Raw genomic sequence first — 15,837 nt, forward strand, 5'->3', positions numbered from 1 at the left:
TACTTAATATAGATGGGAGTAGTAATCTATATGTTGATACAGCTAGAAGGTCTTATAAAAACTATAGGCATATTAGATGTCTTTGATATTTTAATTGTGGCATTTATTTTATATCGAGTGTATAAAATGTTAGAAAATACACGAGCGATAACCTTGACAAGAGGTTTATTGATATTATTACTTTTAGCGATTATTACTAGTTGGCTTGAATTGCATGTTATAAACTGGTTATTACAAAAAATTGTTACTTTATTATTTGTAGCATTGCCAATTGTATTTCAACCAGAATTGCGACGTGCTTTAGAGCATATAGGTGAAGGTGGATTTTTCAAACGTTCAATGTTGTTGAACTATGAAGAAGCTTGTTCGTTAGTATCAGAATTGGATAAGGCTGTTACAAAATTATCATCTACAAAAACAGGAGCATTGATTGTACTTGAGCGCAATATGGGTTTAAATGATATTTGTGCAAGTGGAATAAAAATTGATGGGATTGTTAGTGCTGAATTTTTACTAAATGTATTCATCCCAAACACTCCACTACACGATGGAGCAGCCATTATACGCGGTAATCGTTTGATTGCGGCAGGTTGTTTATTGCCACTTACTGATGATAGGTCATTGAGCACAGAGCTTGGAACTCGCCATCGTGCAGCTATAGGTTTATCAGAACAATGTGATGCTGTAGTTGTTATTGTCAGTGAAGAGACAGGAACAATTTCTGTGGCTGAAGCAGGTAGAATATATCGTCATTTAGATTCTGAACAGTTAAAACAATATTTGATGCCAATATTTTCACCAAGAAAGACAACCTTAAAAGAAGCTGTCTTGAAATGGAGGCAAAAAAAATGATAAGTTTTTTTAGAAAAAATCTTCCAGAAAAATGTTTAGCACTTATAGTTGCCATAGGTTGCTGGATTTTTGTAATGAATGACCAAAATCCGCAGATTGAAAATACTTATACAGTGCCAATTGGAATAGTTAATGCACCAGAAGGATATCAAATATCCAAAGATGTTGAAGAAGTAAAATTGAAAGTGCGTGCACCACGTTCGCTATTTTCAAATGTAGAAACATCTAGCTTTAGAGCTTATGTAGATTTAAATGGTGTGGAAAATGGAATTCATGATTTACAGATACAGACGGTTTTACCTAGTGGTTTTGAATTGATTTCAGCAGGTCCAACAAAAGTATCTATAAATGTTGATAAAATTGAGCAAAAAGAAGTACCTGTTCGCTTGAATTTATCTGGTATTCCAGGTAATGGCAAAGTGGTAGCAAGTGTAGAACAGTCTTTACAGAATATAACAATTGAAGGCCCTGTTAGCATTTTAAATAAAGTAACAGCGGCAGTAGGTTATATTGGTGTAAATGGAAATAATGAAAACTTTAGTGTAACAGTGCCACTTATTGCAGTTAATGATAAAGATAAAGAAGTGGAAGGCGTTAAACTATTACCTAAAACAGTAGATGTTTCCATTATTTTGGCTAAAGGTTTAAACAAAAAAATTATCGATATAAAACCGACATTGATGTCTGATTTGCCAATGGGTTATATCTTAAAATCAGTGAAGGTAGAGCCTGAAAAAATAGAAGTTAGTGGTAATCCTGATATTATTGGCAATATGACTTATTTATCCACAGAAAATATATCTTTGGCAAATGTTACAAAATCGACGAAACAAACAGTTAATTTAATTGTGCCAGAAGATATAAATGTTCCTAATCAGGAAGTAACTGTATGGATAGAAATAGAAACAAAAGAAAATAAAACTGATAATAAAACAAATAAATAAAGTTAAAATAAGATGAAGTAGGTTTGTTAAATGATAAGAATTAAAAATTTTAATGTACCATTTAATGACCAATCTCCGATAAATGATTTAGTTGCAAAACGATTAAAGTTACCACCTCAACATATTGATGAGGTGGTAATTGTTCGTAAGGGGATTGATGCTAGAAGGTATAAGGGAGCTCCTATTTATTTTGTGTATATATTAGATGTGAAAGTTAATATTGCAGAAAATAAAGTTTTAGCTAGATTAAAAAAAGACAAGAATGTAGAAATTGTAATTACAAAAAAAGCAGATAAAATTAATTGTCAAAAAAGTAAAACATCTAGACCGATAGTAATTGGTTTTGGCCCTGCGGGAATGTTTTCGGCGTTAGTTTTAGCTAAAAATGGATATCGACCACTTATTTTTGAACGTGGAAGTGATGTGGATACTAGACATCAAGATATTGAAAAATTTTGGCAAGGTGGACAATTAAAAGAAAATTCCAATGTACAATTTGGCGAAGGTGGAGCAGGAACTTTTTCTGATGGCAAATTAACAACTCGTATCAATGATAATAAGATTACAGATGTGTTAGAAGCTTTTGTAGAAGCTGGAGCACCACCAGAAATAAAATATTTGCATAAACCACATATCGGTACAGATATTTTGCGCATTATTGTAAAAAATATTCGTGAAAAAATAAAAGCTTTAGGCGGAGAAATTTTCTTTAATTCACAAGTTACAGATTTTATAATAAAAGATGATAAAATCTGTGGAGTTGAAATCAACCATAAAGAAAAATTCACAGCAAGTGATGTATTTTTAGGTATTGGTCATAGTGCAAGAGATACGTATGAATTGTTATATTCTAAGGGAATATCCATGGAAGCGAAACCTTTTGCAATTGGTGTCCGTATAGAACATCCGCAAGATTTAATTGATAAAGCTCAATATGGTGAAGATTATAAAAGTGAATTATTGCCAGTAGCAGATTATTCATTGACTTATAATAATCGCCAAAAAGGTAGAAGTGTATATTCTTTTTGTATGTGCCCAGGTGGTCAAGTAGTAGCTGCCGCTTCAGAGTTAGGCAGAGTCGTTGTAAATGGTATGAGTAATTATAAACGTAATTCTGGTATTGCAAATAGTGCTCTGCTCGTCAATGTAACGCCAGATGATTTTGGTCATAATGTCTTAGATGGCATTGCTTTTCAACGTCATTATGAAGAAATGGCATATATTTGTGGCGGTAGAAATTATCATGCACCAGTGCAAACGGTTGGCGATTTCTTAAAAGATAAAGTAAGTGATGATAATTTTTTAGTAGAACCAACGTATAAACCGGGAGTAAAGATTTGCAATTTACGCGAATGTTTACCAGATTTTACAACGCAGATGTTGGCTGAAGCATTACCTAATTTTGATAAGAAAATTCCAGGTTTTGCAGGTGAACATGTGGTGATGACTGGGGTAGAAATGCGTTCTTCTGCACCATGTAGAATTATCCGCAACAGACAAACATATATGTCTGAAAATATAAAAGGGTTATATCCTATAGGCGAAGGTGCTGGATACGCTGGCGGTATAATGAGTGCTGCCGTTGATGGCGTAAATGCAGCTTATGCTTATATAGAAAATATTATAGAATAATTGAGAGGGGTTTATTTTATGGCTAGAATGTTTGGAACTGACGGTGTTAGAGGTAAGGCAAATGTTGAATTAACACCAGAATTAGCTTATAACTTAGGACGTGCTGCTGCCATTTATTTTACAAAGAAAGATGGCGAAGCTTGCACAATCTATATTGGTAGAGATACTCGCTTATCTGGTCCAATGTATGAAGCAGCTTTATCTGCAGGGATTTGTTCTGCTGGTGGTAATGTAGTGTTAACAGGTGTAATGCCAACTCCAGCTGTAGCTTATTTAGCTCGCAAACATAAAGCTGATGCAGGTATTGTAATTTCTGCTTCTCACAATCCATTCCATGATAATGGTATTAAATTCTTTGGTGGCGATGGTTATAAATTACCAGATGCTGTAGAAGATGAAATCGAAGCATTAGTACATGAAATTGAAAATAATGATAATTTATATCGTCCAACAGATGACAAAATTGGTAATGTAGTTTATCGTCATGATTTATTGGATGAATATGTATCTTTTGTAACTAAAACTACTGATATCGAATTAGAAGGTATGAAAATTGTTTTAGACTGCGCAAATGGTGCAGCTTATGAAGCTATGCCAAAAATTTTACGTCGTTTAGGTGCAGATGTAATCGTAATTCACGATAAACCAAACGGTATCAATATCAACGACAATTGCGGTTCAACACATTTAGAATCTTTGATGGAAGCTGTAAAAGAACATAAAGCAGATATTGGTATTGCTCATGATGGTGATGCTGATAGATGTTTATGTATTGATGAAAATGGTGAATTCATCGATGGCGACCATATGATTGCAGCTTGTGCTATTTATATGATGGGCAAAGGCAAATTAAAAGATAATACTGTAGTTACTACAGTTATGGCAAATATCGGTTTCCATAAAGCTATTAAAGAAAATGGCGGACGTACAGAAATCACAGCTGTAGGCGATAGATATGTATTAGAAAATATGCTTGCTAATGGCTATAACTTAGGCGGAGAACAATCTGGTCATATTATCTTCACAGATTTTTCTACTACTGGTGATGGCCCTGTTACAGCACTTCAAGTATTATCTTATTTAAAACGTACAAGACATAAAGCTTCTGCAATTACAAAAATCATGACAAGTTATCCACAGCTTTTAGTAAATGTAAAAGTAGCTACTAAAGATGGTTGGGAAGATAATGAAGCTATAAAAGCTTCTATTGAAGAAGGCAAACAACAATTAGGTGAAAATGGTCGTATTTTAGTACGTCCATCTGGTACAGAACCTTTAATTCGTGTAATGGCTGAAGGCCCTGACCAAAAAGAATTGGAAGAAATCTGCTATAAAATTGCTGATGTAGTAAAAGCTCAGCAAGGATAAATAGAAAAATATATTTATTTTATTTCTATTGACAAAATCATAAGTTATAATTAAAATATGAGCATGCACAAAGATGAAATAATTTTGTGCATGCTTTTTTGATATAGTTCTGTATATAAAGATAATAAAAGGGTTTATATAAACTTTAGCGCTGGCTCTGTTTTATATTTATGAAATAGAGTACGAGGAAGAAGTCGTCGAAAATATCAGCGGATGCTTCTCGGCTTAATCTAGTCGATAGTAGCTGGCAAAACTTTTAAGTGATTAAAAGGACAATACAGCAAAAGATTTATACAGAAAATATATCTTCAAAAATTTAATAATTTAATTTTAGGAGGCATATTTTTATGTGCGGTATTGTAGGTTATGTTGGTGAAAAACAGGCAGCTAATTTTTTAATTGATGGATTAACAAAATTAGAATATAGAGGATATGACTCTGCTGGTATTGCTGTTTTTGATGGTGAAAAAATTAATGTGGCAAAATCTGTTGGTCGCTTAGCTGCATTAAAAGAAAAAATCAAAAATAATACTCCTGAAGGTGTAATGGGTATTGGTCATACTAGATGGGCAACTCATGGACGTCCATCTGATGTGAATTCTCATCCACATACAGATTGTTCTGGTAAATTTGCTATTGTACACAATGGTATTATCGAAAACTTTATGTCTTTAAAAGAAGAATTAATAGCTAAAGGACATAAATTTGTTTCTGAAACAGATACTGAAGTTGTAGCTCATTTAATCGAAGATGTTTATGAAGGCGATTTTGTAGAAGCTGTAAATAAAGTATTGAATAGAATTGAAGGTTCTTATTCTCTTGCTTTCATGTGCCAAGATTATCCAGATACACTTATTTGTACTAAAAAAGATAATCCACTAGTAATCGGTTTAGGTGAAGGTGAAAACTTTATAGCTTCTGATATCCCTGCTATTATTGCTTATACTCGTCGTACTTATATCATGAATGATGGCGAAATTGCAGTAGTTAAAAAAGATAGCATTTGGGTAACAGATAGAAAAGGCAATCCTATCACTAAAAAAGTATTTGAAGTAAATTGGAATGCTGAAGCTGCTGAAAAAGGCGGATATGAACATTTCATGTTAAAAGAAATTCATGAACAGCCAAAAGCAGTAAGAGATACAATTTCTCCACGTATCAATAAAGAAAATACACAAGTTGTTTTAGATGAATTAAAATGGACTAAAGAATATGTAGAAAACTTTAATAAAATCTATATTGTAGCTTGTGGTACAGCTTATCATGCTGGTCTTGTAGGTAAATATTACATTGAAAAATTAGCTCGTATACCAGTAGAAATTGATATTGCTTCTGAATTTAGATATCGTGATCCAATCATTGATGAACACACACTTACAATTGTTATCAGTCAGTCTGGTGAAACAAGTGATACACTTGCAGCACTTAAAGAATCCAAACGCCTTGGTGCAAAAACTTTAGCTATTACAAACGTAGTAGGTTCTTCTATAGCTCGTGAAGCTGATCAGGTAATGTACACATGGGCTGGTCCAGAAATCGCTGTAGCTTCTACAAAAGCATATACAACTCAGCTTGTAACAATGTTCTTATTTGCTATGTATGTTTCTGGCTTAAAAGGCACTATTACAACTGAAAGAACTCACGAACTTTTAACACAGCTTCGTTTACTTCCAGATGAAATAAATCGTACTTTAGAAGATGTAGAACCAATCAAAACTTTTGCTAAAAATTATGCATTTAACAATGATGTATTCTATATTGGTCGTTCTTTAGACTATAATGTAGCACTTGAAGGTTCTTTAAAATTAAAAGAAATTTCCTATATTCATGCTGAAGCATATGCAGCTGGTGAATTAAAACATGGAACACTTGCATTGATTGAATCTGGTGTGCCTGTTATTGCTCTTGCAACTCAAAAAAGTGTATATGAAAAAACTTTAAGCAATATTAAAGAAGTAAAAGCTCGTGATGCAGTTATGATTGGTATTGCAGCTGAAGATGATAATGAACTTGAAAAATATGTAGACCATGTAATTAAAGTTCCAGCTACAGATGAATTATTAATTCCACTTTTAACTGTAGTACCTTTACAATTACTTGCTTATTATGCAGCAATTACTCGTGGTTGTGATGTAGATAAACCTCGTAATCTTGCTAAATCTGTAACAGTAGAATAAAAAAGTGTAAAACGGCTGTAGAAATTGCAGCCGTTTTTATTAATTTTGTTTAATAGTAGTTGACAAATAAGAAAAATAATACTATTATCTAGAAAATACTTTTATTACATTTTATTTTGCGTTATACTAGTACTATAAAAAATAAGGAAAGAGGTATTGTCGTGGCATATTATTTTAAAGAAGCATCTCATACTTTTGGGGAATATTTATTAGTTCCAGGTTATTCTTCTGAAAAATGCATTCCTGCAAATGTTTCTCTTGAAACTCCACTTGTAAAATTCAGAAAAGGTGAAGAACCAAAAATAAAGCTTAATGTTCCAATGACTTCCGCTATCATGCAGGCTGTATCTAATGATACAATGGCTATTGCACTTGCAAAAGAAGGCGGTATTTCCTTTATTTACGGTTCTCAAAGCATTGAAGACCAAGCCGCAATGGTTAGTCGTGTAAAAAATTATAAATCTGGTTTTGTAAGTAGTGATTCTAATATTATGCCTTCTACTACTTTAGGCGAAGTATTAGCATTAAAAGCTAAAACTGGACATTCTACAATGGCTGTTACTGAAGATGGTACACCAACAGGAAAATTAGTAGGTATTGTTACTAGCCGTGATTATCGTGTTAGTCGTATGAGCATGGATACAAAAGTTGAAACTTTCATGACTCCATTTAACAAATTAATCTATGCTGATGCAGATACTACTACATTGTCTATGGCAAATGACCTCATTTGGCAACATAAATTAAATATGTTACCTCTTGTTGATAAAAATCAACGTTTACGCTACATGGTATTTAGAAAAGATTATACAGATAACAAAGAACATGCATTAGAACTTACAGATAACAATAAACGTTATTTAGTAGGTGCTGGTATCAACACTCGTGATTATGCAGAACGCGTTCCTGCACTTTTAAAAGCTGGTGCTGATGTACTTTGTATCGACTCTTCTGAAGGTTTTTCTGAATGGCAAAGAATAACATTAAAATATATTCATGAAAACTTCGGCGAAGATGTAAAAGTTGGTGCTGGTAACGTAGTAGATAGAGAGGGTTTCCGTTTCTTAGCTGAAGCAGGTGCTGACTTCGTAAAAGTTGGTATCGGTGGTGGTTCTATCTGTATCACTCGTGAAACAAAAGGTATTGGTCGTGGACAGGCTACAGCTTTAATTGATGTAGTTGAAGCTCGTGATGAATATTATAAAGAAACAGGTATTTATATTCCTGTATGTTCTGATGGTGGTATTGTACATGACTATCATATGACTCTTGCATTAGCTATGGGTGCAGATTTCCTCATGCTCGGACGTTATTTCTCCCGCTTTGATGAAAGCCCAACAAATAAAGTTCGTATCAATGGTACTTACTTAAAAGAATATTGGGGCGAAGGTTCTAATCGTGCTCGTAACTGGCAACGTTATGACCTCGGTGGAGATAAAAAATTATCCTTCGAAGAAGGTGTTGATTCCTACGTTCCATATGCAGGACCATTACATGATAACGTTATGTTAACTCTTAGCAAAATGCGTTCTACAATGTGCAACTGTGGTGCATTAAACATCAAAGAATTCCAAGACAAAGCAAAACTCACATTAGTTTCTGCAACAAGTATCGTAGAAGGCGGTTCACATGACGTTATTCTTAAAGATAAATTCAGAGGTAATGACTGATTTTAATTAATTTTGATTGATTATTATTGTGGTAAATAAAAAAAGATTGCATTAGAAGATTTTCTAGTGCAATCTTTTTGTTTTATATATTTGTTTTAACTACAAATATTAATTAATTCTTTTGTGTATTCTTCTTGGGGATTTTTTAGAACTTCTGAGGTTAATCCTCGTTCAATGATTTTTCCTTGATACATAATCAATATTTTATTACATAATTTTTGGACTAAAGCTAAATCATGAGAGATAAAAATAATGCTTAAATCTAGTTCTTGGCGAAGTTTTAATAGTAAATTCAAGATTTCCATTTGCGTTATCGTATCTAAGGCAGATGTTATTTCATCACAGATTAAAACTTGAGGTTTAATAGAAATAGCCCTAGCTATAGCACAACGCTGACATTGACCACCACTTATTTGATGAGGATATTTATTTTTTATCTCCAAGGGTAAAGCTACTTTAGTTAATAAATCATCTAAAATTTGTTTTGCTTGAGCTTTGTTTGTACCAATATTGAGGAGTGGCTCAATAATACTATCGCCTAGACGTTGACGTGGATTAAATGATTCTTGAGGTAATTGAAAGACCATTTGTACTTGGCGATAAAATTGTTTCAATTCTTGTCTAGAATATTGATGGATATTTTTATCTTTAAATAATACTTCTCCTGTAGTTGGCGTTTCAAGTCTTATTAAAATATTGGCTAATGTAGATTTGCCACAGCCACTTTCGCCGACAATGGCAAGGCTATCACCTTTTTTCAAGGTGAAGTTTATATCATCTAAAGCTTTAAAGTCATGGTCATTTTTTAGATAGTTTTTAGTCAAATTAATGACTTTTAAAATTTCTTGCATGAAAGCACCTCTTTAGGTGTTTATTTTTTTAGTGTGATAACGGCTTGTAATAATTTTTTAGTGTAACCTTCTTGAGGATTGGCTAAAAGAATTTTTGTGGGATTTTGTTCAATTATTTTGCCTTGGTGCATGATGATGATTTTATCTGCTATTTTAGCTAAAACTTTTAAATTGTGAGATACGAATAAAATGCTCGTATTTAATTTTTGTTTCATCAATAATAATTCTTGCAAAACTTTAGCTTGGGACATGACATCTAAAGCAGAAGTAGGCTCATCAGCAATTAATAACTGAGGTTTTAACATCATTGTAAGGGCGATATTAATGCGTTGGTTCATGCCACCAGATAACATAAAGGGATAGGCATTTAAAATATTTTTGCCGTCATTTAAACCTATTTTGGTAAAAATATCTAATGTTTGAGAGATGATTTCATCAGCTGTGATTTTTTGATGTGCAGATATGGTTTCAATGAATTGACTTTTAATAGTGCGGACAGGGCAAAAAAACGTTTGCGGATTTTGTGAAATAAAGGCGATTTCTTTACCATAGATATGAGTTAATTGTTTTGTTTTTAAGTCATATAAATTTTTATCTTGCCAATGGATTTCACCTTGAATATTAAAATCTTGGGGCAATAGATGTAAAATGCTGTTTAATAAAGTACTTTTTCCAGAGCCAGAACCGCCAGCAATTCCAATTATTTCAGCAGTATTTAATTTTAGATTGATGTTATTTAAGATATTTTGTTTATTATGGGAAATAGTTAAATCTTGAATAGTTAATAAGGACATGATTGACCTACCTATTTATTATTTAAAGTCTAAATCGGCAGTGATTTCATAATAATCACTAGGATGAGCTACAAAATTTATGACCTTGGACTTAGAGACAAAAGACATTTTTAAATGAGAAGCGAAGATAAAGCCATAATCATTTAATAAAATCTGTTGCATCTGCACTGCTAAGTCAGCTCGTTTTTGACTATCGAATTCATTATGCAATTTTTGCGCTAAGATTTCTAATTTATCGTTATAATATTTACCACGATTTTTGGCTGAATTTTGGAGACAATGTGTAGTGAAGAAATATTCTGGATCGCCAGTCGGTGCAGTTACAAAGGCACTGGCATAGATATCCCAGTTTCCACTAGCTAAAAATTCTTGTTGATTGATAGTATTGTTGATTTTTAAGTCAATGCCGATAGTTTTTAGATTGGCTTGAGCGATTTCTGCAAGCAAGGGCAATTCTTGGCGACCAGGATAAGTCAGCCAGCGAAGTATGAGTTTTTGTCCATTTTTATCAACATAGCCATCACCATCATTATCTACCCAGCCAGCTTGGGCTAATAGCTCTTTAGCTTCTATTGGATTGTAATTTACAGTTTGTAATTTGTCGCCACCAAAGGTGAAATTATCTGGGAAAGCACCAATGGCTATAGAGCCATTATCTTGGAGTAGATTATGCGTAAAACCTTGTTTATCTAAACTCATAGCTATAGCTTTGCGAATATTATAATCTTGAAGTATAGGATTATTATAGTTTATTTGGGCAAAAAAACAGCGAGAAGTAGCTATTGAACTCACATGATAATCAGGATTATTTTGGAATAAATCTAAATTAGCATAAGGAAGCCCTTGGACAGCATCAAATTCTCCAGTTTGTAATGCCATAGTGAGCGTATCGCCATCTATTACTTCAGTTATAATTACTTTATCCATGGCTACATTGCCGTTCCAGTAATTAGGATTTTTTACAAGTTCAATTTGTTTATCTGATACTTTAGTAGCGACAAAGGGGCCAGTGCCAGCTACATTATTATCAGCAGTAATGCCATATTGCATATCGATAATGGCACCATAAGGATCGCTGAGATAATTTAAAAGAGCAGGTACTTTTTCTTGTGATTTAATGATGATATCTTGACCATCAGCTGTGATTGAAGCAATTTTTAAATCAAAAGGAGCTCTGTCATGATTTTTGATTAAATCTTCTAGACATTCTTTGACAGCTTGACCATCTAAGGCTCTACCACTAGAAAATTTAATATTATCTTTTAAAGTGATTTTTACAGTATAATCATCTAATTGTTCATAGCTTTTAGCCAGCCATGGTTCAAGTTGCATTTTATCATTAAATTTAAATAAGGTCTCGCCAACACCATAGCGGACTGCTGACCAGCCGGAATAATCATGGTGTGGATTTAGACCAGTATTGCCCATTTCAATACCATAGGCAGTAGTGCCAAAATGAAATACTTTTTCTGTGGAAGAAGTAGTGTTATCGGAAGTACAACCTGTTAAATAAAAACTTATTAAAAATAAACATAATGCTAGGACTTTAGAAAAAGACATGAAAACCTCCTATTTTATTTTAGGATAATTGTTTAGGATCTAGTTTATCATTAAGTACATCAGCAAATAGATTAAATAGTAATACTGTGAGAAAAATAGCAGCAGCAGGAGCTAAAATCATCCATGGAGCAATTTGTAAAAAAATACGACCACTGCTCATCATGGCACCCCATTCTGCTGATGGAGGCATAGCACCTAAGCCTAAAAAAGATAGACCAGCAATTTCCATAATCATAGTACCGATATTCAAAGTGGCCGTAGTGAGTAAAATGGGTAATATATTAGGTAAAATATGTTTGTAGATAATTTTGAAATCACTAGAACCATTGATAATGCTTGCTTTAATAAATAGAGAATTTTTTAAAACTAAAGTTTGACTGCGAGCAAGCAGTGCAAATTTGGGCCAGGAAATCAATGAAAGTGCCAGTATGGCATTGAAAATACTACCACCTAAAATACCAACTAAAGCGATAGCAAAGATAATTCCCGGAAAAGCAAGAAAAATATCTGTGATTCGCATTAAAAGATTGTCTAAGTTTTTGCCAAAATAACCACAGATAACACCGATTAAAGAACCGAAAACACTTGATATAATGACGAGAAATAATGAAGAAAAAATAGTCGTTTGAGCACCAATTAAGATGCGAGAAAAGATATCGCGACCATATTTATCCGTACCGAGTAAGTGTATGGTATTAGGTGCTTGTAGTGTATTGGCCAAGTTTTGTTCATAGGGATCAAACGGTACAATATATGGTGCTAGGATAGTGATGAATAGTAAAATGCAAATAGCACAAGTTAATAAATAAAATTTAAAATTAGTATTCATATTAAGCTTTCCATTGTTGTTTTATTCTAGGATCTAAATAATGATATAAGATATCTGCAATCAGATTGATAAACATATAGATAAGAGAGAGATAAAATACATATGCTAAAACGATGGGATAATCGCGAAGGTTGATAGCGTCAATAGCCAATTTGCCGACACCGTCCCAGCGGAAAATAGTTTCAATGATGGCACTACCACCTAAAAGTGAACCAATAGATAGACAAATAAGCGTTAAAAGTGGAAGTGTAATCATTTTTAAAATACTGTGAATTAAAATTGTAGATAATTTTAAACCACGAGCTTTAGCACAGCGTACATAATCTTGATGAAGTTGCTCAATGACTACAATGCGGATTTGGCGGATATATTTTGCACTCATAGGCAGGGCAAGTGCTATGGAAGGCAAAATAAGACCGATAAAATTATTATCAATTAAAACAGGAATTAATTTTAATTGTACGGAGAAAATATAAATTAAAATCAAAGCCACTACAAATCCAGGTAAGGAATTGCCGATAAAGCTAAATAGGCGAATAATATAATCAATTATCTTATTTTGTTTAATCGCTGATAAAATACCAAGTGGCAAAGATATCAATAGAGTCAATAAGATAGAGCTAAATGTTAAATATAAAGTTTGTGGCAATTTATCAAAAAACAGAGAAGAAACATCTTTTCCAGAAAGATAAGAAGTTCCCATATTGCCAGATAATATGGATAATAGCCAATTTACATATTGAATAAATATCGGCTGGTCTAAGCCTAAATCTTGGCGAATTTGTGTTTTAGTGGCTTCTGAATAAACGACTCCACGATTTAGTTCCATGATATCGACAATATCATTAGTTGAATGTAATAAAATAAAAGTGAATAAAGTAATACCTAATAAAATAGGTATTAAATAAAGTAAACGATGTAGTATATATTTTTTCATGATTTTCCCATATAAAATATAAATAGAATAATAGTAAATAATTAATTTATTTTTGTGCGTAGATTAAAAATACAGGAGCAGGATTATAGAATTTATCTTGATGTTTGTAAATACGTTGACCGATATTTGTATCAGCAAATACATCTTTGAATTGAAGTTGTTTTAAAATGCGTAAATCCCAATCAGGACGTATTTTTGAAGATATTTCTAAACTATTTTTGATTAAATCACATTCTTGCATAAGTGTTGGTTTCACTTGGCGGTGAGCATGATTTAGAGGTAGATTTTCTATTTTAGTTTGATAAAATTGCTCATTGCCATAATCGGCATCAAAATTTAATAAAATTCCCTGTGGTTTTAATACGCGATACCATTCGCTATAAGCTTTTTGTGGATTGGGCAAAGTCCATGTGAGATTTCTAGAGATGACGACATCAAAAGTATTATCCGCAAAATAAAGATTTTCAGCGTCCATCACTTGAAAGTTTATTTTAGAATTATAATCGGATAATTGTTTTAGAGATAATTTAGCTTGTTCAATCATTGAGTGCGTTAAATCAATACCATCAACCTCATGATGATGTTTAGCCAATAATTGAGCAAAGAAACCACTGCCAGTGCCTACATCAAGAATTTTGCAAGGTCTTTGTGGTAAATATTTAGTGATTTCAGTGAGCCATAATTCAGACATATAACTATGCAATTCTTCTTGTCGCAATTGAGCAAAATTTTCACTGCGTTTTGTCCAATAATTAACAATTCTATCTTTGATTTTTGTTTCCATAAAAATTCCCCATTTAATATTGATTTAGATTACTTGATTGCTTTAATTAAAAACATTGGTGTAGAAGCATAATTTAATTTTTCTTCATCGCTCCATACTTGTTGCCAGATGTCTGGAATAATATTTATCGTAGTAAAACCGATTTTAGTTAAAATTTCTCTATCCCAATCAGGTCGATTTATACCGCTCAAAGGAACTTGTCTGGCGATATTTTCCATGGCATCAATATCGGTGCAAGTATAGTGGTCGTCTATGTGAGCTTTGGCAACTATTTTTCTATCTTCTTCATAAGCTTGCCTTTTTTGCTCATCAAATAAATGGTTGTACCAATTAGCATCAAAATTTAATAAAACGCCATCTTTTTTCAAGACGCGATACCATTCACTATAAGCTTGTTGCGGATTTTCTAAATTCCATGTCAGATTGCGTGTAACGATGACGTCAAATTTTTTATCAGGAAAGTTTAAATTCTGAGCGTCCATCTGTTGAAAGTCGATTTGTTCACTGAGTTTACCTGCATTTTGTTTAGCTTCTAAAAGCATTTGTTCAGTGTAATCAATGGCTGTGATATCAAAACCTAATTGAGCTAAAATAATAGCAAAAAAGCCTGGGCCAGTGCCAATATCTAAGATTTTTATATTTTTATTGGCTTTAAAGGGAATGTATTGTAATAAAGTTTGTTGCCATTTATGTTTTTGTTCACTATGTAATTCGCCTTGATTGACTTGAGAATATCCTTCGGCACGATTTGTCCAATAAGTTTGTATTTCTTGTAATAATTTTGTCATAATTATCCTCACCATTGTATGATTATGTAAATTAGTATAAAACGATAAATATTTAGCCACAAGCTCTACTAGGGGATATAAATAAGCGAAAAATGAAAAAAGCTATAAAGAAGATTATTCCTTGAAAATACAGGGCTAGGAAAGATTTTCTTTATAGCTTAGATTTATTTTTTTAGATGTAATATGGGGAAGGGGCGGTTATCACTATCTAAAGGTGAACGTTTAAAAATAGTAAAACCTTGTCGCAAATAAAATTTTAGAGCTTTAGGATTTTGTTCATTTACATCAACATATTTAATTTGATAATCTTGTATGGCTGTGGAAATCATTTTATAGCCGATACCCTGTTGAAAAGAATCAGGACTTAAAAATAACATCTCTAATTTATCGTCAGCAATTCCAGCAAAACCGATAGGCTCATCATCATCTGTAAATGATACGAGTAAAATCGGAATTTGTTTTAATCCTATGACTACTTGAGGTAAAATATCTTTTATATCTTGAGGAGAAAGAAATAAATGTGTAGCTTCAACTGATTTTTGCCAAATAATTGTCAATTTATGTATGAGTGTTTCATTTCGCAAAGAATACTCTATTTCCTTTAGATACATAATGAAACTCCTTTCGCTAAAGTGATAAATATATTTTAAT

At 32.7% G+C, this 15,837-nt stretch carries 14 protein-coding genes; 6 read left to right on the forward strand and 8 right to left on the reverse strand.

Features of this window, described 5'->3' with window-relative positions; genetic code table 11:
* The first annotated feature begins 30 nt into the window (after positions 1–30).
* From cdaA to GXM21_RS03475, 6 genes are all read left to right on the forward strand, one after another.
* Positions 31–852, forward strand: a complete 822-nt coding sequence (gene cdaA, locus GXM21_RS03450) for a diadenylate cyclase CdaA (RefSeq protein WP_008538539.1) — start codon at positions 31–33, stop codon at positions 850–852.
* Positions 849–1,796 carry a CdaR family protein gene (locus GXM21_RS03455; RefSeq protein WP_008538537.1) on the forward strand — a complete coding sequence of 316 codons (948 nt, stop codon included), beginning with the start codon at positions 849–851 and terminating at the stop codon, positions 1,794–1,796. The genes cdaA and GXM21_RS03455 overlap by 4 nt, the downstream gene beginning before the upstream one ends.
* Positions 1,797–1,826: 30 nt before the next feature.
* Positions 1,827–3,428, forward strand: coding sequence for an NAD(P)/FAD-dependent oxidoreductase (locus tag GXM21_RS03460; RefSeq protein ID WP_008538536.1), 1,602 nt, complete (start codon positions 1,827–1,829; stop codon positions 3,426–3,428).
* Positions 3,429–3,446: 18 nt separating this feature from the next.
* Entirely contained in the window at positions 3,447–4,796 is a 1,350-nt protein-coding gene (gene glmM / locus GXM21_RS03465; RefSeq protein ID WP_008538535.1) for a phosphoglucosamine mutase, read from the forward strand.
* Positions 4,797–5,143: 347 nt separating this feature from the next.
* Complete coding sequence (glmS, locus tag GXM21_RS03470; RefSeq protein ID WP_008538534.1) at positions 5,144–6,973, forward strand: glutamine--fructose-6-phosphate transaminase (isomerizing); 1,830 nt, start codon at positions 5,144–5,146, stop codon at positions 6,971–6,973.
* Positions 6,974–7,134: 161 nt separating this feature from the next.
* Positions 7,135–8,643 (forward strand): IMP dehydrogenase, encoded by a 1,509-nt coding sequence (locus GXM21_RS03475; protein WP_008538533.1) that lies wholly within the window; start codon positions 7,135–7,137, stop codon positions 8,641–8,643.
* Between the two features lie 95 nt (positions 8,644–8,738).
* On the opposite strand, the gene GXM21_RS03480 is transcribed toward GXM21_RS03475, so the two are convergent.
* The 8 genes from GXM21_RS03480 to GXM21_RS03515 form a co-directional block, all read right to left on the reverse strand.
* Positions 8,739–9,494: an ABC transporter ATP-binding protein gene (locus GXM21_RS03480; RefSeq protein ID WP_008538532.1), complete on the reverse strand. Its 756-nt coding sequence runs from the start codon at positions 9,492–9,494 to the stop codon at positions 8,739–8,741.
* Between the two features lie 20 nt (positions 9,495–9,514).
* On the reverse strand, positions 9,515–10,288 hold the full coding sequence (locus GXM21_RS03485; protein WP_008538531.1) for an ATP-binding cassette domain-containing protein: 774 nt from the start codon (positions 10,286–10,288) through the stop codon (positions 9,515–9,517).
* Between the two features lie 18 nt (positions 10,289–10,306).
* A complete protein-coding gene (locus GXM21_RS03490; RefSeq protein ID WP_008538530.1) occupies positions 10,307–11,848 on the reverse strand; it encodes an ABC transporter substrate-binding protein in 1,542 nt (513 codons plus the stop codon).
* A gap of 19 nt (positions 11,849–11,867) precedes the next feature.
* A complete protein-coding gene (nikC, locus tag GXM21_RS03495) occupies positions 11,868–12,677 on the reverse strand; it encodes a nickel transporter permease (protein WP_008538529.1) in 810 nt (269 codons plus the stop codon).
* 1 nt (position 12,678) lies between these two features.
* The gene (locus tag GXM21_RS03500; RefSeq protein ID WP_008538528.1) at positions 12,679–13,614 is read right to left on the reverse strand and encodes an ABC transporter permease; all 936 of its coding nucleotides are present in this window, start codon (positions 13,612–13,614) and stop codon (positions 12,679–12,681) included.
* A gap of 46 nt (positions 13,615–13,660) precedes the next feature.
* Complete coding sequence (locus GXM21_RS03505) at positions 13,661–14,398, reverse strand: class I SAM-dependent methyltransferase (RefSeq protein ID WP_008538527.1); 738 nt, start codon at positions 14,396–14,398, stop codon at positions 13,661–13,663.
* Between the two features lie 29 nt (positions 14,399–14,427).
* A complete protein-coding gene (locus GXM21_RS03510) occupies positions 14,428–15,186 on the reverse strand; it encodes a class I SAM-dependent methyltransferase (RefSeq protein WP_008538526.1) in 759 nt (252 codons plus the stop codon).
* A gap of 164 nt (positions 15,187–15,350) precedes the next feature.
* A complete protein-coding gene (locus GXM21_RS03515) occupies positions 15,351–15,797 on the reverse strand; it encodes a GNAT family N-acetyltransferase (RefSeq protein ID WP_008538525.1) in 447 nt (148 codons plus the stop codon).
* Positions 15,798–15,837: the final 40 nt, after the last annotated feature.

Source organism: Megamonas funiformis (genome assembly GCF_010669225.1).
Lineage (GTDB): Bacteria > Bacillota > Negativicutes > Selenomonadales > Selenomonadaceae > Megamonas > Megamonas funiformis.

What these genes read in the sequence shown, in the direction of transcription:
- cdaA (WP_008538539.1), top strand. Translation starts at nt 31, where the DNA reads ATGTTGATACAGCTAGAAGGTCTTATAAAAACTATAGGCATATTAGAT.
- GXM21_RS03455 (WP_008538537.1), top strand. Translation starts at nt 849, where the DNA reads ATGATAAGTTTTTTTAGAAAAAATCTTCCAGAAAAATGTTTAGCACTT.
- GXM21_RS03460 (WP_008538536.1), top strand. Translation starts at nt 1,827, where the DNA reads ATGATAAGAATTAAAAATTTTAATGTACCATTTAATGACCAATCTCCG.
- glmM (WP_008538535.1), top strand. Translation starts at nt 3,447, where the DNA reads ATGGCTAGAATGTTTGGAACTGACGGTGTTAGAGGTAAGGCAAATGTT.
- glmS (WP_008538534.1), top strand. Translation starts at nt 5,144, where the DNA reads ATGTGCGGTATTGTAGGTTATGTTGGTGAAAAACAGGCAGCTAATTTT.
- GXM21_RS03480 (WP_008538532.1), bottom strand. Translation starts at nt 9,494, where the DNA reads ATGCAAGAAATTTTAAAAGTCATTAATTTGACTAAAAACTATCTAAAA.
- GXM21_RS03485 (WP_008538531.1), bottom strand. Translation starts at nt 10,288, where the DNA reads ATGTCCTTATTAACTATTCAAGATTTAACTATTTCCCATAATAAACAA.
- GXM21_RS03490 (WP_008538530.1), bottom strand. Translation starts at nt 11,848, where the DNA reads ATGTCTTTTTCTAAAGTCCTAGCATTATGTTTATTTTTAATAAGTTTT.
- nikC (WP_008538529.1), bottom strand. Translation starts at nt 12,677, where the DNA reads ATGAATACTAATTTTAAATTTTATTTATTAACTTGTGCTATTTGCATT.
- GXM21_RS03500 (WP_008538528.1), bottom strand. Translation starts at nt 13,614, where the DNA reads ATGAAAAAATATATACTACATCGTTTACTTTATTTAATACCTATTTTA.
- GXM21_RS03505 (WP_008538527.1), bottom strand. Translation starts at nt 14,398, where the DNA reads ATGGAAACAAAAATCAAAGATAGAATTGTTAATTATTGGACAAAACGC.
- GXM21_RS03510 (WP_008538526.1), bottom strand. Translation starts at nt 15,186, where the DNA reads ATGACAAAATTATTACAAGAAATACAAACTTATTGGACAAATCGTGCC.
- GXM21_RS03515 (WP_008538525.1), bottom strand. Translation starts at nt 15,797, where the DNA reads ATGTATCTAAAGGAAATAGAGTATTCTTTGCGAAATGAAACACTCATA.